Annotated in this window: 19 protein-coding genes and 1 tRNA gene; 18 read left to right on the top strand and 2 right to left on the bottom strand. The window is 43.6% G+C overall.

Going from position 1 to position 16451, the window contains the following annotated elements; genetic code table 11:
• Positions 1-52: 52 nt before the first annotated feature.
• The 4 genes from CS562_RS18165 to CS562_RS18180 all read left to right on the top strand — a co-directional run bounded on the left by CS562_RS18165 (position 53) and on the right by CS562_RS18180 (position 3706).
• A complete protein-coding gene (locus CS562_RS18165) occupies positions 53-814 on the top strand; it encodes a ParA family protein (protein WP_024629525.1) in 762 nt (253 codons plus the stop codon).
• The gene (locus CS562_RS18170; RefSeq protein WP_024629526.1) at positions 807-1652 is read left to right on the top strand and encodes a ParB/RepB/Spo0J family partition protein; all 846 of its coding nucleotides are present in this window, start codon (positions 807-809) and stop codon (positions 1650-1652) included. Before CS562_RS18165 ends, CS562_RS18170 begins: the two co-directional genes overlap by 8 nt.
• 152 nt (positions 1653-1804) lie before the next feature.
• A complete protein-coding gene (locus tag CS562_RS18175; protein ID WP_099857727.1) occupies positions 1805-2986 on the top strand; it encodes an aminotransferase class V-fold PLP-dependent enzyme in 1182 nt (393 codons plus the stop codon).
• 219 nt (positions 2987-3205) lie between these two features.
• Entirely contained in the window at positions 3206-3706 is a 501-nt protein-coding gene (locus tag CS562_RS18180) for a DUF4446 family protein (protein WP_099857729.1), read from the top strand.
• On the opposite strand, the gene yyaC is transcribed toward CS562_RS18180, so the two are convergent.
• Complete coding sequence (gene yyaC / locus CS562_RS18185; protein WP_099857731.1) at positions 3681-4286, bottom strand: spore protease YyaC; 606 nt, start codon at positions 4284-4286, stop codon at positions 3681-3683. The genes CS562_RS18180 and yyaC overlap by 26 nt on opposite strands.
• 116 nt (positions 4287-4402) lie before the next feature.
• On the opposite strand from yyaC, the gene CS562_RS18190 reads away from it, so the two are divergent.
• The 4 genes from CS562_RS18190 (at position 4403) to CS562_RS18205 (ending at position 6024) form a co-directional block, all read left to right on the top strand.
• The gene (locus CS562_RS18190) at positions 4403-4666 is read left to right on the top strand and encodes a putative Se/S carrier protein (RefSeq protein WP_175380713.1); all 264 of its coding nucleotides are present in this window, start codon (positions 4403-4405) and stop codon (positions 4664-4666) included.
• A 14-nt stretch (positions 4667-4680) separates the two neighbouring features.
• Complete coding sequence (locus tag CS562_RS18195) at positions 4681-5622, top strand: mechanosensitive ion channel family protein (RefSeq protein ID WP_099857733.1); 942 nt, start codon at positions 4681-4683, stop codon at positions 5620-5622.
• Entirely contained in the window at positions 5612-5821 is a 210-nt protein-coding gene (locus CS562_RS18200) for a DUF951 domain-containing protein (protein ID WP_063567381.1), read from the top strand. The genes CS562_RS18195 and CS562_RS18200 overlap by 11 nt, the downstream gene beginning before the upstream one ends.
• 112 nt (positions 5822-5933) lie before the next feature.
• Positions 5934-6024: transfer RNA gene (locus tag CS562_RS18205), tRNA-Ser, on the top strand.
• A 398-nt stretch (positions 6025-6422) separates the two neighbouring features.
• On the opposite strand, the gene CS562_RS18210 is transcribed toward CS562_RS18205, so the two are convergent.
• Positions 6423-6617 (bottom strand): YjzC family protein, encoded by a 195-nt coding sequence (locus CS562_RS18210; protein ID WP_053781958.1) that lies wholly within the window; start codon positions 6615-6617, stop codon positions 6423-6425.
• 201 nt (positions 6618-6818) lie between these two features.
• On the opposite strand from CS562_RS18210, the gene rpsF reads away from it, so the two are divergent.
• The 10 genes from rpsF to CS562_RS18260 all read left to right on the top strand — a co-directional run bounded on the left by rpsF (position 6819) and on the right by CS562_RS18260 (position 16345).
• Positions 6819-7112 carry a 30S ribosomal protein S6 gene (gene rpsF, locus CS562_RS18215; protein ID WP_024629534.1) on the top strand — a complete coding sequence of 98 codons (294 nt, stop codon included), beginning with the start codon at positions 6819-6821 and terminating at the stop codon, positions 7110-7112.
• Positions 7113-7160: 48 nt separating this feature from the next.
• Complete coding sequence (gene ssb, locus CS562_RS18220) at positions 7161-7646, top strand: single-stranded DNA-binding protein (RefSeq protein WP_024629535.1); 486 nt, start codon at positions 7161-7163, stop codon at positions 7644-7646.
• A 55-nt stretch (positions 7647-7701) separates the two neighbouring features.
• Positions 7702-7974, top strand: coding sequence for a 30S ribosomal protein S18 (rpsR, locus tag CS562_RS18225; RefSeq protein WP_062327715.1), 273 nt, complete (start codon positions 7702-7704; stop codon positions 7972-7974).
• 216 nt (positions 7975-8190) lie between these two features.
• Complete coding sequence (locus tag CS562_RS18230; protein WP_076287184.1) at positions 8191-8784, top strand: M15 family metallopeptidase; 594 nt, start codon at positions 8191-8193, stop codon at positions 8782-8784.
• Between the two features lie 732 nt (positions 8785-9516).
• Positions 9517-10515 carry an ABC transporter ATP-binding protein gene (locus CS562_RS18235; protein WP_076287680.1) on the top strand — a complete coding sequence of 333 codons (999 nt, stop codon included), beginning with the start codon at positions 9517-9519 and terminating at the stop codon, positions 10513-10515.
• 4 nt (positions 10516-10519) lie between these two features.
• Positions 10520-11452 (top strand): ABC transporter ATP-binding protein, encoded by a 933-nt coding sequence (locus CS562_RS18240; RefSeq protein WP_099857735.1) that lies wholly within the window; start codon positions 10520-10522, stop codon positions 11450-11452.
• Between the two features lie 7 nt (positions 11453-11459).
• Positions 11460-12422, top strand: coding sequence for an oligopeptide ABC transporter permease (opp4B, locus tag CS562_RS18245; RefSeq protein WP_099857737.1), 963 nt, complete (start codon positions 11460-11462; stop codon positions 12420-12422).
• A 29-nt stretch (positions 12423-12451) separates the two neighbouring features.
• Entirely contained in the window at positions 12452-13357 is a 906-nt protein-coding gene (locus CS562_RS18250; RefSeq protein ID WP_063567375.1) for an ABC transporter permease, read from the top strand.
• A gap of 19 nt (positions 13358-13376) precedes the next feature.
• Positions 13377-15203 carry an oligopeptide ABC transporter substrate-binding protein gene (locus CS562_RS18255; RefSeq protein ID WP_099857739.1) on the top strand — a complete coding sequence of 609 codons (1827 nt, stop codon included), beginning with the start codon at positions 13377-13379 and terminating at the stop codon, positions 15201-15203.
• Between the two features lie 251 nt (positions 15204-15454).
• Entirely contained in the window at positions 15455-16345 is an 891-nt protein-coding gene (locus tag CS562_RS18260; protein ID WP_099857741.1) for a D-alanyl-D-alanine carboxypeptidase family protein, read from the top strand.
• Positions 16346-16451 lie beyond the last annotated feature (106 nt).

Genomic DNA, 16451 nt, shown 5'->3' on the forward strand with positions numbered 1-16451 from the left:
TGTAGTTCACAACCTACAAGAAAAGACTCCTATTTTATTTGAGGTGAAGTAATTGTCTAAGATTATGGCCGTAGCAAATCAAAAGGGCGGTGTGGGGAAAACGACGACATCTGTTAACTTGGGTGCAGGACTAGCTTCGCTCGGGAAAAGGGTACTGCTTGTCGATATTGACCCCCAGGGGAATACAACCAGCGGAGTCGGAATCAACAAAGCAGATGTGGCCAATTGTATATATGATGTCATCATTAATGAGGTTCCCCCTCAGGAAGCGATTGTGGAAACTCAGATTGAAGGCCTTCATATCATACCTGCAACGATTCAGCTTGCCGGAGCCGAGATTGAATTGGTATCGACGATATCACGGGAAGTCCGCCTGAAAAAATCACTCGCCATGGTGAAAAAAAACTATGATTACATACTGATCGATTGTCCACCCTCCCTCGGCATGTTAACGATTAACTCGTTGACAGCTTCCGATTCGGTGATCATTCCGATTCAGTGTGAGTATTATGCGCTCGAAGGGTTGAGCCAATTGCTTAACACGGTGCGTTTGGTGCAGAAACATCTGAATACGTCCCTACAGATTGAAGGAGTATTGCTGACGATGTTTGATGCTCGTACGAATCTGGGCATTCAAGTGATTGAAGAAGTGAAGAAGTATTTTCAACAAAAGGTGTATCAGACCATTATTCCGCGCAATGTGCGGCTTAGTGAGGCGCCTTCTCATGGGCAGTCAATCATTACGTATGATCCTCGATCCCGTGGGGCTGAAGTTTATTTAGAGCTCGCAAAGGAAGTGATTTCTTATGAGTAAGCGGCTTGGAAAAGGTCTTGATGCCCTCATTCCTTCGCTTTCAATTAATGACGATGATAAAGTCGTAGAAATCCCGATTAGTCAACTGCGGGCAAACCCTTACCAACCTCGTAAAGTATTTGACGAGGATGCGATACATGAACTCGCTGAATCGATCCGTCAACATGGTGTTATACAACCTATTATTGTACGACCTGTTTTGAGAGGTTATGAGATTATTGCTGGTGAACGGCGTTTCAGAGCTTCCCAGTATTGCGGTAATGCCACTGTGCCTGCTGTAGTTCGTAATTTCAGTGATCAGCAGGTTATGGAAATTGCTTTAATCGAGAACCTGCAGCGGGAGAATCTGAATGCGATGGAAGTAGCAGTTGCTTATCAGGGGCTGATGGACCAGTTTGGATTAACCCAGGAAGAGCTCTCCGTAAAAGTGGGCAAATCACGTTCTCACATCGCTAACTTCCTGCGTTTGTTATCATTGCCGGAAGAAGTGAAGGATCATGTTTCACGTGGAACATTGTCAATGGGGCATGCACGTGCTATCGTCGGCGTTAAAGATGAAAGCCTTGTGAAGCAGCTGGCAAAACAAACTATTGATCAGCAGTGGAGTGTACGTGAACTGGAAGAGGCTGTTCAACAATTGGATCGTTCCAAAACGGGTGAAGCGAAAGCAAAATCCAAGTTAAAGAAAAAAGATCCGTTTATTGATACATTGGAAGAGTCTTTACGTGAACGGTTTAAAACAACGGTGAAAATTAAGCATAACAAAGATAAAGGCAAAATTGAGCTCAACTACTACAGCAAACAAGATCTGGAGCGACTGTTGGAACTGTTGCAATAATAGTCATGACTCCATGATCGATGAACAACATGCGGGGCTTTTTCATGTGATGACATATCGCCTCTGTACCATGGAGAAACGATATGTCATTGTTTGTTTCTAGGGATTATATCAAACCATAACAATCAATTAGGGACAGAGGTGGTCATGAGGTGGAGGGAGTTATCTATCTGGATCATGCAGCGACATCTTGGCCTAAGCCACCTGCTGTCGGGGAAGCCATGATAAAGGCTCTGGATGTGGCAGGGGCGAACCCAGGCAGAGGAAGTCACCGGATGGCAGTACAGGCGAGCCGAGTTTTATTTGGTGCCAGAAAAGCGATATCCACTCTTTTGGGTGTTCGTAATGCCAATGATATCGCTCTGGGTTCTAATACCACAGAAGCTTTGAATCTAGCTATTCAAGGGTGGCTAAGAGAAGGCGATCATGTCATTGCTACGATGGCTGAACATAATTCAGTAAGACGGCCACTGGAGTACATGCGCAGATCTCGTAATGTAGAGGTTGATTATGTGCCTGTTAATGCAGCCGGGGAGATCGACCTGGTCCAATTCGCACGCTTGTTTCGTTCCAATACAAGATTGGTTGTCTGCACGCATAGTTCGAACCTGCTGGGGAGTATTCTGCCTATTGGTGAAATTGCACTGATGTGTCAAAAACATCAGGTGACTTTGCTTGTTGACGCTGCTCAAAGTGCTGGAATTATCCCTATGGATGTGAAGCAGCTTGGCATCGATATGCTCGCCTTTCCAGGGCATAAAGGAATGTTGGGACCGCAGGGAACAGGTGGACTGTACATTGCTCCTGAGCTGGATGTGCAACCATTGCTTCACGGCGGGACAGGAAGCCAATCTGAGGCAATTGAGCAGCCACTTGTTCGTCCTGATCGCTATGAGGCGGGTACGCCCAATACCGTGGGTATAGCAGGTCTGGCAGCCGGAGTGCAGCATGTGCTTGAACTGACACCTGAATTCATATATAAACAGGAGTGGGATTTGACTCAGCATATGATGGATGGGTTATCATCAGTACAGGGGATTCGAATGCTTGGCCCTGAAATTGGACAGCCGCGTACGGGATTGTTATCCTTTACTGTTGAAGGGTATGATTCGGCTCAGCTCGCTTTTCAATTAGACCGAAGTTATGGCATCGCTGTGCGCTCAGGTTTTCATTGCACACCTCTTGCCCATGAGTCAGCTGGTACAACGGCAAGTGGGGCTGTCAGAGCGAGCGTGGGGTATAGTACATCAAGAGAAGATGTCGATGCGTTGATCGAAGCAGTTATCGAATTAGCAGCATCAAAATCGGTAGGAATCAGTCCTAATAAAACATGAATTTCAACGCTTGAATAAGCAAAAAGCAAAAGAGGTAAGAGGCTAAAACGAGTGATTAGCTGTATGGGTTATCTGGTGAATAATAAGGGTAAGCTTGACGGTTACATTAGAGCGTTGGATGCTTTTCTTGGCTGAATGGATCGATGATGTATGATGTGGAGTACGTTTGAAGGTACAAACGTTAACCTGAACAAACCAACAGAGGGGTAGTTGCACTACATGGCTGAATTAAATGAGCTGATTCTGGAACAGCTGATATGGATTATTGGCGGCATGGCTTTACTTTTGGTGATTTTGCTTATCATAAGTATTGCTCAAGGCGCAAAGCTACGGAAGTTTAAACGGAAATATGAGGCCATGATGGCTGGCAGTGGAGTGGAAGATCTGGAGTCGCTGTTAATCAATCTGAAAATTCAGATGGACAGCATTGAGGATGAGCATACACTGCAAACGGATCAGTTACAGGCTGTCATGCAGAAGCTGACCCGTATCCAGGGTAAAGTGGGCGTGAAACGGTATAACGCATATGGGGAGCTTGGCAGTGATCTTAGTTTCTCCATGGCAATGGTTAACGATAGCCAGGACGGTATGGTACTCACTGGTATCTATAATCGAGACGGTTCCTATGTATATGCTAAACCTCTTAAAGGGGGAGAGTCCACGTATACTCTTTCCCCTGAGGAAAAGGAAGCCATTACTCTGGCACAGCAAGCAGAGTAGAACGGGTATGCCATTCGCGAATAGCGGAATAGAGACTGCTGGATATAATCTCGGACATGCGCATGACGAGACTGAGACGTGTGTTCTGTAAAACAAAGTATTCCATAAAGCCGCCGACGTTAACGATACCTGTAAGATGGATATCGCCGACCGGCGGTAATTCTTTATTTACACCTGCTCCTGGTTTGAGCGGTCCATTCACGACCTGAATACATCCTACACTCGAAGACTGTCCCAGACAGGCATCAATGCCGATAACATAAGGGTTGTGATGTGTGTTGTGTATTTTATGAAGGGTGTCCTGTAGGTTCATTGCATGTACGGGTTCATCCAATGTGCCATAGAGATGGAATAGAGGGCTGTCCCACTTGGCAAGCGATGAGCCGACGAGCGGGCCAAGGCAGTCACCGGTAGAGCGATCTGTACCAATACAGACGACAACTACATTTTGCAAAGAATGAGCTTTATAGAGATGGAACATTAAACGATGAATGATGGCTGAGTGAATGCCTGGATCTGTATGTGGGATTTTCAGGCTGGCCATGTCTTGAGATGAGAAGGAATGCGAAATGGGATTCATAGGATCTATCCTTTCCCTTGGAATAGTAGTAACAGTATATGGAAGGATAGAACGTTTTATACTTCGTGGGGACAAGCTTTTTCAAAGGGATGAATGTATCGCGAAAGGAGACGGACATGGACGAGTGGATTGATGATTGGATGCTGATTGCTTTTGATTCCACCCAGCAGGCGCTGCGGGCAGAAATGCTGCTGGAGTTTGCCGAGATTGAGATCGACTTATTTCCTACCCCAAAAGAGATCACAGCGGGCTGTGCTCTATGTATTCAGTTTCCAAAAGAAGATCTGGAGAGAGTGATACAGATCATTCGTAACGAATTTGTGGAGATCCGTGGCCTCTATTTCAAAACCGCTGACAGCTATGATAACATACCCATGTAGAGGAGGTTTGATCTATGTTGCCATTTAAGTTTGCTACGACGACAGACAATGAGTCTCCAAAGGACGTTGTAAAAAGTGCTATAAGCTGGACAGATAAATTATGGGATAAAGTCGCTGATGCAGATATGTGGTTTAATATTCTGTTCAGCTCAATCCGCATCATTATTATTTTCATTATTACACGTATTGTGATTAAGATTGTATCACGCATTATAGATCGCACGATGGCACGTAAGCAGGAAGGCAAGATTCGAGTCAACCCACGGAGATTTATAACGGTGGGAGAGTTGATGAAAAATGCGACCTCCATAACATGTAATTTCATTATGATTCTGTTACTGTTATCTGAGATCAACGTGAAAGTTGGACCATTGTTAGCGAGTGCGGGAGTACTTGGACTGGCTATCGGTTTTGGTGCCCAAGGATTGGTGAAGGATGTTATTACGGGTTTCTTCATTATATTGGAGGATCAATTCGCAGTAGGCGATGTTATTCAAACAGGTACTTATAAAGGAACGGTTGAGGTCATTGGACTGAGAACAACCAAGCTGGTTAGCTGGCAGGGTGAGGTACACATTATTCCAAATGGTACGATTGCAAGTGTAACTAATTACTCGATGTCTAATTCCCTTGCAGTTGTGGACATTCCCATGAAGGGTGAACAGACCCTGGACGAGTCAGTACACTTGGTGAAACGAGCGTTGACTGGGATTGAGGATCGAGATCTGAACATCGTTAAAGTACCTGACGTGCTTGGTATCCAGTCGATGTCTACCTCGGAATATGTGGTTCGCATTGTTGCTGAATGCTTGCCTAACTCCAGGGCATCTGTAGAGCGCCAAATCCAGAGTGATGTGAAGAAAACACTGGAGTATCATGAGATGAGCAATCAAGCAGCATTAGAGCAAGCAGCAGCTCAGGAGAAGGATGAGGGGGATGGCATTGGTGGAGCGTAAAAGTTTCCAGCTTGGGGACATTGTGCAGATGAAGAAGCAGCATCCATGTGGCAGCAATGAGATGGAGATTATCCGGATGGGCATGGATATTCGTATCAAATGTGTAGGATGTAAACACAGTGTATTAATTCCCAGAGCGAAATTCGAGAAAAACATGAAAAAGGTACTTCGTTCAACAGAGGATTCGTCTGAATCCTAATGAAAAAATGCGGTAATGTTTACTCTTTTCGCACTCCATAATAACGTTTACATGCAGGCACAGCTTAGGTATTGCGTTCTGTAAATGATCATGCTATAATCATTATTGCTGCGGAAAGGTACCCAAGAGGCCCAAGGGGGCTGACTCGAAATCAGTTAGGCGTGTCACAGCGTGCGTGGGTTCGAATCCCACCCTTTCCGCCACTAATAGATCTTGCTTTTTAATTGAACAACTTACTCAACGTGTGTTGAGCTTTATACATGCAAAAAAGGCCTTCCATCTGGAAGGTCTTTTATTTTTAATTTTGTTGATTGATTATCATTTGTAATTGAAAAAAAACAAAGAGCCCCTAAGGGCTCTTCATTCGGCGATGCATTCGGTTTGTTAGGAAACAATCGGTCGTAACGATCAGAAACTTGCTCGTGCTTCAGACAAAGGCCTTACACACAACCATCGTGCTTCTTAAATTACGTGATGAATCTCCAACAGTGAATGTTCGGCTTCGTTGTCCAACGGAACCACACCTCTCTCGTGCATCGCCTGATTGTATTATGTGCATTAGTACGTTTTATATACAGCAGTCTGAAAAAAATCTTTACGCCTAGTGGACGCGGGCTTTGGTAAGCTTTTTCCACTTGCGATTCTGATTGCTTGTTTCAGGGAAAGCTTCGCCCTTTTGGAGGGTTACCCGTTTCGGATTATTAATCTCCGTATGAAAGCTCTTCTCACCAACCTCGGTGTACTCACCATCGTTTGGAGCTTTGTCTCCTGGTTCAAACTCGGTTCTTTCACCCATGATAAAACCTCCTCGGCAAAATGGATTTCAATGTTGCTTCTGTAGTGTGCTCCATTGGAGTTATGATCATGTGTAATGAGAAGAGGGAACGTTTGCTTGCATTGGGGCGTCATTTTTGTTATATTAATATAGTTCGAGTTTGTGCTCGTTCCTTGCTCTCAACCTAGATTGAGGGCCAGAGTCCATAAGGAGGTGAAAATTATGCGCAAATATGAAGTGATGTACATTATTCGTCCTGATGTTGAGCAAGAAGTTGTTCAAGCTACAGTCGATAAATTCCAAGGCATCATCTCCAACGGCGGTGGTGAAGTTACAGCTCACGACGTTATGGGTAAACGCCGTCTTGCGTATGAGATCAAGAAATTCCGTGATGGTGTTTATGTTTTGGTACACTTCACTGCTGAACCAGCAGTAGTTACTGAACTTGAGCGTCTCATGAAGATTTCTGACGAAGTAATTCGTTATCTCATTACAAACGACGTTAAGTCTGCTTAAGACAACTCGTGATCAACGCACCAATACGCTCTGAAGGAGGGGATTACATTGTTGAACCGTGTCATTCTGATCGGCCGGTTAACCCGGGATCCTGAGTTGCGTTATACTCCAGCTGGAGTAGCAGTTACGCAATTTACTTTGGCAGTGGACAGACCGTTTACAAGCCAAGGGGGAGAACGGGAAGCGGATTTCATTCCGGTCGTAACCTGGAGACAGCTTGCTGAGACTTGTGCAAACTATTTGCGCAAAGGACGCCTAGCTGCAGTCGAAGGACGCATTCAAGTACGGAATTACGAGAATAACGAAGGAAAACGTGTATACGTGACCGAAGTCATTGCCGATAACGTCCGTTTCTTGGAGTCAGCTAACCGTGATAATAACGGTGGCGGCGGTGGGCAACCAATGCGTGAAGAGCCTTCTTACGGAGGCGGCGGGCGCGCGAACAATAACAATAATTCGCGTAGCAACAATCAGGATCCTTTTTCCGATGACGGAAAACCGATTGATATATCGGATGATGATTTGCCATTTTAACGTGAACCGACACTCTTAGAGTGATTGGCTAAACGATAGGAAAGGACTGAAAAGCATGAGCTTCAAGCAAAGAGAAGGCGGAGACAACGATAAAAGACCGGCTCGCCGTGGCGGCCGTAACAAACGTCGTAAAGTGTGCTTCTTCACAGCTAACAAAATTACTCACATCGATTATAAAGATACGGACTTGCTTCGTAAATTTATCAGCGAGCGCGGAAAAATTTTGCCACGCCGTGTAACAGGTACTAGCGCTAAATATCAACGCATGCTGACGATTGCCATCAAACGCTCCCGTCAAATCGCATTGCTGCCATACACAACTGAGTAGTCTTACTCAGCATGGATACAAAGCAGTCGGCTTATAGCCGGCTGCTTTTTTGCATCTGAAAATAATCAAGGTGTTTATCTCCTGGTAATTGGATTTCGTAAGAGTTGCGACGATAGAAGCAATTAAGGCGTAAATGATTTATAATAGAGTCTATTATATTGCTGATATCAGGTAGTTTGAGTTGAACGAATATAGATTCCACCATCAGGAGAGAGCATGAATACATCCAAACGTAAAGTAAAACAGAGACGCAAGAGTAGTCTGCGATTTTGGATCGTAGCTACGTTTTTGCTTTCCATTATATATGTGTGGTTACAGCAAAAAGGAGATACCTATGATATATGGCCACGAACCAACGTACAAGAAGCCGTGCCGATCACAGGACTCCACCCGGTAGTCGCGGAAAGTGAGAAGTTGTTGGTTCGAAAGGCAGCTAGACGAGGAATTGAAGTCGTGATTACACATGATTTCCGCAGCATAGACGAACAAGATGCCCTCTATAATCAAGGACGCTCCCTTTCCGGAAATATCGTTACCAACGCCAAAGGGGGAGAGTCCTATCACAACTATGGTTTGGCCATTGATTTTGCGTTACGGACTCCTGAAGGAGATGTAGTGTGGGATATGGAACGTGATGATAACGGCAATGGAAAGCCAGATTGGTTGGAAGTTGTGGAGCTTGCCAAAGAACTAGGGTTTACATGGGGAGGAGATTGGGCTAACTTCCCGGATTATCCTCACTTGCAGATGGACTTTGGATTAAGTATCAACGATTTGAAGCGTGGGAAAAGACCTCCGGACACACACTAAATAGGATATTATATATACATCTATATGTATAAATATTAGAAAAGCCTTGCATTTTGCAGGGCTTTTTTCTTTCTTTTGTAAAATAAATGATAAAAGATGACAATTTGTTCTTTACATAAGCGATTAAATGAAACTATACTATAATAACTAGAAATTTAACTTCAATCCTTTAGTAATATCTAAATTACACCTCTAAAAGTACAGAATTTGGATAGAAACCAATTTCACTTCCAAATAAAATAAGACCTCCACAATTCCCTCATACCTAACATAATAATTTGTTATATCTACATTTCTAACATTTAACTACACAACACGTGTAATGATAATGTCATATATTTAGATAATCGGTATATTTAAGATTCAAACCTTACCATTAAAAGTATCCGCCTGGCTCTGAAATTCCTTGATTTATTCCCTTTAAAGTATAACTAATACCCAAAACTGTGCTATAAAAAACATTTATACCATAAATCTCAAATTAAGCATTGACGTCATCTAAATTTACACGTATGATTACATTAATTATTTTGCATTATAATCCCGCTAGGAATTGTCAGCATTAATTGACCATCGGTCTAAATAGCAGTAGTCAAAAATGGATTCTCCTAATGATTTGTTATTTTGTATACACTTTCGTTCATTATCTTCAAGAACATGGAAATATACAGTGGATGCATTCTTCTACACATGAATACAGTCTGCGGAAATTATGGGGTTAGGGTGATTGATTTGAATACAGAGCTATTGGAAGTCAGAAATCTAACTACATCATTCAGAATTGAAGATGACTATTATGCAGCAGTTGATCACGTTAACCTTACGGTTAAAAAGAATGAAGTACTGGCTATTGTGGGAGAATCAGGATCGGGCAAGAGTGCTTTTGCTTTTTCCATAATGGGTTTGCATAACAAAGCCAAAATTGAAGGGGAGATTCTATACAAAGGGCAGAATATTGCTGGTATATCTCCAAACAAATTAAACAAACTCCGCGGTAAAGAGATGGGAATGATCTTTCAGGACCCACTTTCCGCATTAAATCCTCTGATGGTGATCGGTGAACAAATCGAAGAGATTCTGACACTGCATCAACCGAAGCTATCTTCGAAAGAAAAGAAAGACAAAGTAATTGATTTACTCAACCAAGTAGGGATTCCGCGTCCCGAACAATTATACAAGCAATATCCTCACGAACTATCGGGTGGTATGAGACAGAGAGTTGTTATCGCGATTGCGATTGCCAATAAACCTGAATTGTTGATTGCCGATGAACCAACGACAGCGCTTGACGTTACAATCCAACTACAAATTCTGGAGCTTATCCGCGAATTGAAGAACGAGATTAACGCAGGAATCATCCTGATCACGCATGATCTGGGAGTCGTTGCCGAGATGGCTGATCGCGTAGCAGTTATGTATGCAGGAGAAATTGTGGAGATTGCAGATATTTATACTCTTATGACGGATGCCAAGCATCCATATACACGGTCTCTACTAAACTCTATTCCTACTATTTCTGAAGAAAAATCGAAGCTTCATGTCATTCAAGGCATTGTTCCATCACTGAAAAATCTTCCTCGCCAAGGGTGCCGATTCAAGGCTCGAATTCCATGGATAAGTGATTCGGCTCATGAAGAAAACCCACAGATGCATGAAATTGCGCCAGGTCATTTTGTACGCTGTACCTGTTATCAGCACTTTCATTTCCCTGATCAAGCTGAGGAGGAATAACATAATGGCATTACTCGAAGTAGAAGGACTAAAAATTCACTTTCCGATTCGCGGAGGGTTGATCAAGCGTGAAATTGGTAACATCAAAGCCGTTGATGATGTGAGCTTCTCCATTGAGCAGGGGCAAACATACGGCCTTGTAGGTGAATCAGGCTCAGGCAAAACGACTACGGGTAGAGCCGTTATTGGCTTAAACCATGTGACAGCCGGGAAAATTCTTTTCAACGGAAGAGATCTAGCTACTGAGAGGCGGAAAGATAGACAACTGCAGCGTGATGTGCAGATGATCTTTCAGGATCCGTACTCTTCGTTAAATCCCAAGAAGCGTGTTATCGACATCATTGCTGAGCCACTCCGCAATTATGAACGACTGACGGCTACGGAAGAGAAACGTCAGGTCCGTGATCTTCTGGAGAAGGTCGGATTGAGTCCCGAATCGATCTATAAGTATCCGCATGAGTTTTCCGGGGGTCAGCGGCAACGGATTGGGATCGCTCGTGCGATTGCATTAAAGCCAAAGTTGATCATCGCAGATGAGCCAGTATCCGCACTCGATGTATCTGTACAAGCACAGGTGCTGAATTTCATGCAGGAAATTCAAAAAGAGCTGAATCTGACCTACCTGTTCATCAGTCACGATCTCGGCATTATCCGTCATATGTGTGATCAGATCGGAATTATGTATAAAGGTCGATATGTGGAGCAAGGCACAACGGATGATATTTTTGAGAATCCACAACATATCTATACCAAGCGTTTAATTGCAGCCATTCCGGATATGGACCCGAAAAAACGTGAAGAAATGGTAGCCTTCCGTCAGCAGGTCAAATCCGAGTATGAAAATTCATACCGAAACTTCTTTGATGAGGAAGGGCTGGCATACTCGCTCCAATCCATTTCCGATACTCACCGAGTAGCTCTACCTCAGAAAGGTTGAAGACCATATGTGGAAAACGATAGTACGCAGAATTATCATTATGATCCCTCAGATCTTTTTGCTTAGCCTTTTGGTCTTTCTGATGGCCAAGGCGATGCCTGGGGATGCACTTACCGGATTACTCGATCCGAGTATTGATCCAAAAGCGCTCGATGAACAGCGGGAACGACTTGGATTAAACAATCCATGGTATGTACAGTATTGGGATTGGATTAAAAATGCTGCACAAGGCGATTTCGGACAATCTTTCCGATTTAAAATGCCAGTTTCTGATCTGATTGGTCAACGTGTAGCCAATACGTTCTGGCTTGCACTGGCGACACTTGTGTTTACCTATCTGATTGCCATTCCACTTGGCATTATCAGTGGTCGGTACAACGATACTTGGTCTGATCGGTTGATCACAGGTTATACCTACTTGGGCTTTGCAGCCCCATTGTTTATCTTCGCACTGGTGATGTTATGGATTTTTGGATTCCATTTTGGCTGGTTCCCAACCGGGGGAAGCGTGGAACCTGGACTAACGCCAGGTACATTCAGCTATATAACAAGCAAATTCTATCATTTGTTATTACCTTCACTATCTATGGCATTAATTGCAACGGTATCTACCGTCCAATACTTGCGTAGTGAAATTATTGATATCAAGCACAAGGAATTCGTCCTTACTGCGAGAGCCAAGGGGGCCTCGGAATCTCGAATCTACAACAGACATATTTTAAGAAACTCCTTGTTGCCGATCGCCGCATTTTTCGGTTATGAGATAACGGGACTTATCGGAGGTACCATCTTCATTGAGAGTATATTCAGTTATCCAGGTATGGGACAGTTGTTCTTGAATTCCATTTCTCTTCGGGATTTCAGTGTAGTAACTGCACTCGTTTTGTTATATGGCATAGCTACAATCCTAGGATCGTTGCTGTCTGACATTATTCTGGGTATTGTTGATCCGCGTATTCGGATCAAGTAAGAACTTGAAGATTTCGGGGTGAAAATAAGATGAGCAAGGCCAATGATGTCGTTATAACTTCACAGAAGATTGATAAGAGCCCCTCTAGCTTGAGTATCTTGTGGAGGGAGCTTGTCAGAGATAAGGTGGCACTAATCTCGCTCATATTTTTGGGACTGGTCATACTACTGGTCTATGGTACTTCTTTGATCCTGGATCAAGCTGAAATAGTTAAAGTAGATTTGTTCGCCTTGTATGAGCCGCCTTCCGCGCAGTATTGGCTGGGAACTGATTATGGCGGTCGCGATGTGTTCGGACAACTGATCATCGGTACACGTAATTCTCTAACCATTGGTATTATCGTCACGCTAATGACGGGTTGTATAGGTATCCTGGTGGGTCTTTTATCCGGCTACTTCGGTGGAATGATTGATAACCTGTTTATGCGCGTTGTTGATTTCTTCATGATTCTTCCGATGCTGATGATTGTTATCGCTTTTGTTACTGCAGTACCCAAATATAATATTGTATCTTTCTCATTAATTATGACAGCCTTTCTCTGGATGGGGATTGCCAGGTTGATCCGCTCCAAAGCATTACAGGAACGGGAACTGGACTATGTAAAAGCTTCAAAAACATTAGGTTCGTCCCATCTGAAGATTATGCTCTCACAGGTTCTTCCTAATCTTAGCTCCATCATCATCGTAACGATGACATTGAATCTCGCTGCCAACATTGGCCTCGAATCGGGACTTTCCTTCTTGGGATTTGGATTCCCGGAAAGTACACCCAGTCTTGGAACACTCGTAAGCTATGCTCGTAATCCGCAAACACTGGAATACAGATGGTGGATATGGCTACCTGCGTCAGTACTTATTCTGGTATTGATGTTGAGTATAAATAATGTCGGACAGGCCCTGAAGCGTGCGACTGATGCAAGACAAAGAAGAGGTTAAAAAAAGGGAGGAAAGGTTCATGAAAAAGGGATTATTTTCACGGGGACTATTTTTCACGATGATGTTGGTCTTCGTACTTGCGCTTGCGGCGTGCTCGGAGAAAGAGGCAGCAACACCAACGCCTTCTACGAACACAGGGGAAACCAAAACAGAGGAAAAGCCTACTAAAGAAGAAGGCGTTTACTCGATTGAAGATTTCAACAACGTCAAAACGAATGAAGGCACTGCAATTGAGGGTGGATCCATAACATACGGACTTGTATCCGATACTGCGTTTGAAGGAACATTGAATTTTAACTTCTACTCCGGTAATCCAGATGCAATGGTTTTGCAATGGTTTGATGAAGGTTTGCTGACTTGGGACAAAGACTATGTATATACCAACGACGGTGCAGCAACGTATGAAACATCGGAAGATGGCAAAACGTTTACACTGACGATTCGTGATAATGTTAACTGGCATGACGGCAAGCCGGTAACGGCTGAAGATTTGCAGTTTGCTTATGAAGTTATCGGTAACAAGGCTTATGATGGTCCACGTTATGATTCCAACTTTACAAGTGTAGTAGGTATGGATGATTATCACGCTGGAAAAGCAAAAACGATCTCTGGGATCAAGGTTCTTAGCGAAAAACAAATCAGCATTACGTACAAGGAATCTACACCTTCCTTGCTGACAGGTGGCGTATGGACATATCCACTGGCTAAACATATCTTTGGTGATATGGATGTAGCGAAAATGTCTTCTTCCAAAGAAGTACGTGAAAAACCAATCGGTTTTGGTGCATTTAAAGTGGAAACAATCACTCCAGGTGAGTCTGTAACCTTCGTTAAAAACGATGACTACTGGCGTGGAGCTCCAAAACTGGATAAAGTGACTCTGAAAGTAATCAACCCAACAACGGTTGTTCAAGAATTGAAATCTGGCGGGGTAGACCTCGTGGATTCATTCCCGACAGATCAATATAAAGACAATGCCAATATGTCCAACGTTGAATTCCTGGGTGCAATCGATCGTGCTTACACCTACATTGGTTTCAAACTGGGCACATGGGATGCTGAAAACGGCAAAGTTGTAACAAATGCTGAAGCAAAAATGGGTGATAAGAATCTGCGTAAAGCCATGTGGATGGCTGTAGATAACGATCAAGTGGGCAAACGTTTCTATAACGGTCTGCGTTGGAATGCAACAACATTGATTCCGCCGTCTCACCCAGAATTCCATGATTCTAACAATCCGGGTGTTGCATATGACCCAGAAGCAGCGAAAAAATTGCTCGATGAAGCAGGTTATAAACTGGATGGTGAATTCCGTACGAAACCGGACGGTTCCCCACTTGAAATTAACTTTGTATCGATGACAGGTGGCGACACAGCTGAACCACTGGCACGTTACTATGTTCAATCGTGGGCAGCAATCGGTCTGAAAGTAAACCTGGAAATGGTTGAGTTCAACAACTTTTATGACCGTGTAGGTAACACAGGTAAAGATGATCCAAATATTGATGTATATCAAGCTGCTTGGGGCGTAGGTATTGACGTAGATCCAGCAGGTCTGTATGGCCGTGATGCACTGTACAACTTCTCGAGATTCTCCAGCGAAGAAAATGACAAGTTGCTGGCACAAGGTGTCTCTGCTGAAGCGTTTGACGTAGACAAACGTAAAGAGATCTACAACCAATGGCAACAGTACATGGTTGATGAAGTTCCTGTATTCCCGACATTGTACCGTGCTGTTGTAGCACCAGTGAACAAACGTGTAATGAACTACGCGATTGGTGACGGAACAGGTTTATATCTGAATGACATTCAAGTTAATGCAGATAAAGCGGTTGTAGCAGAGTAATAAAAAAGCATTAGCAACAATAAGGATTGGGGTCCTTTTAAGAATTCGGTTGCTAGATCTAATTGAAAAGAATCTTCTAGGTATGAATACAAAAAGTCTTGAAAAACATGGATTCCGTACACTCTGGCATGGGGGTATGGGGTCCATGTTTTTTTGGTGACAAAAAAATAAAAAAAATTTAACTTTTTTTCAAAAAAGTGCAGACAAAATGCCTCTTCACTTCGTCTATATCTGTAAGAGGTGATTTTCCGATGAAAAGATGGTGGATACGGGCAGGAATGCTGCTGGCTCTACTGGTCATTATATATTTGGGTGTAAAACCGGACATGCTGGTGGGCAAACCGGGGATTAAGGCTGAATCGGCTGTATTAATGGATATGAACTCTGAGCAGATACTAATCAACTTTAACGGTTCTGAAGAGATTGCACCTGCAGGAATCAGCAAATTAATGACAGAACTGCTGATAATGGAAGCCGTGATCAACGGACAATTGCGTTGGGACGACCCAGTGAATATCAGCCTGTATGCAAGTTCAGTAGGTGGAACCCACCTGGGTTTGAAACAAGGAGAGCAATTTACTGTGCAGGAGCTATTCCAGATTGTAGCCGTCTATTCCGCGAATGACGCTGCTATTGCTCTAGCTGAACATATTAGTGGGACAGAGCAGACTTTTGCACAAAAGATGAATCAGAAGGCTACCGAGATCGGACTGTCTGACAAGACGGTGTTTACCAATGCAACAGGTTTAAGCGAAAAACGACTCGGTCCGAATCGTCCCAAGGAAATACAAGGCCAGACTGTAATGACTGCTATAGATGCGTGCAAGCTTGCTCGTTATCTGCTAAATAACTACCCCGAAATATTGAGAGTTTCCAGCCAAATGCAGGTATCAATGCACCAAAAAGGAATGTACATGAGCAACACCAACTGGATGCTGTCCTCTTTTGGCGGACCCTATGCTTACGATGGCAACGATGGATTGAAGACCGGATATGATGAGGATTCCGGCTATCATTTCGTTGGAACGGCTGAGCGAAATGGCAAGCGGCTGATCTCCGTTGTACTGGGTTCGGATAGTCGTGAGGGACGTTTCATCGAGACACGAAAGCTATTCAATTATGGATTTTCCGGTTCAAAGTAAGGGGGTAATGGAACGTGGGGGCTCTACGCTGTTAACCAATGGTGGATCATGGTAAAATGATTTACGTATAATTCCAAATTATGATGTAATTAACTTTAAAGGGGGA

The organism is Paenibacillus sp. LK1, from assembly GCF_002750415.1.
Lineage (GTDB): Bacteria > Bacillota > Bacilli > Paenibacillales > Paenibacillaceae > Paenibacillus > Paenibacillus taichungensis.

Bases quoted from the DNA above. Each gene is read 5' to 3' on its own strand.
- CS562_RS18195 (WP_099857733.1), top strand. From the start codon at position 4,681: ATGTTGCCATTTAAGTTTGCTACGACGACAGACAATGAGTCTCCAAAG.
- CS562_RS18190 (WP_175380713.1), top strand. From the start codon at position 4,403: ATGGACGAGTGGATTGATGATTGGATGCTGATTGCTTTTGATTCCACC.
- rpsF (WP_024629534.1), top strand. From the start codon at position 6,819: ATGCGCAAATATGAAGTGATGTACATTATTCGTCCTGATGTTGAGCAA.
- CS562_RS18210 (WP_053781958.1), bottom strand. From the start codon at position 6,617: ATGGGTGAAAGAACCGAGTTTGAACCAGGAGACAAAGCTCCAAACGAT.
- CS562_RS18240 (WP_099857735.1), top strand. From the start codon at position 10,520: ATGGCATTACTCGAAGTAGAAGGACTAAAAATTCACTTTCCGATTCGC.
- rpsR (WP_062327715.1), top strand. From the start codon at position 7,702: ATGAGCTTCAAGCAAAGAGAAGGCGGAGACAACGATAAAAGACCGGCT.
- opp4B (WP_099857737.1), top strand. From the start codon at position 11,460: ATGTGGAAAACGATAGTACGCAGAATTATCATTATGATCCCTCAGATC.
- CS562_RS18250 (WP_063567375.1), top strand. From the start codon at position 12,452: ATGAGCAAGGCCAATGATGTCGTTATAACTTCACAGAAGATTGATAAG.
- CS562_RS18260 (WP_099857741.1), top strand. From the start codon at position 15,455: ATGAAAAGATGGTGGATACGGGCAGGAATGCTGCTGGCTCTACTGGTC.
- CS562_RS18255 (WP_099857739.1), top strand. From the start codon at position 13,377: ATGAAAAAGGGATTATTTTCACGGGGACTATTTTTCACGATGATGTTG.
- CS562_RS18180 (WP_099857729.1), top strand. From the start codon at position 3,206: ATGGCTGAATTAAATGAGCTGATTCTGGAACAGCTGATATGGATTATT.
- CS562_RS18230 (WP_076287184.1), top strand. From the start codon at position 8,191: ATGAATACATCCAAACGTAAAGTAAAACAGAGACGCAAGAGTAGTCTG.
- yyaC (WP_099857731.1), bottom strand. From the start codon at position 4,286: ATGAATCCCATTTCGCATTCCTTCTCATCTCAAGACATGGCCAGCCTG.
- CS562_RS18170 (WP_024629526.1), top strand. From the start codon at position 807: ATGAGTAAGCGGCTTGGAAAAGGTCTTGATGCCCTCATTCCTTCGCTT.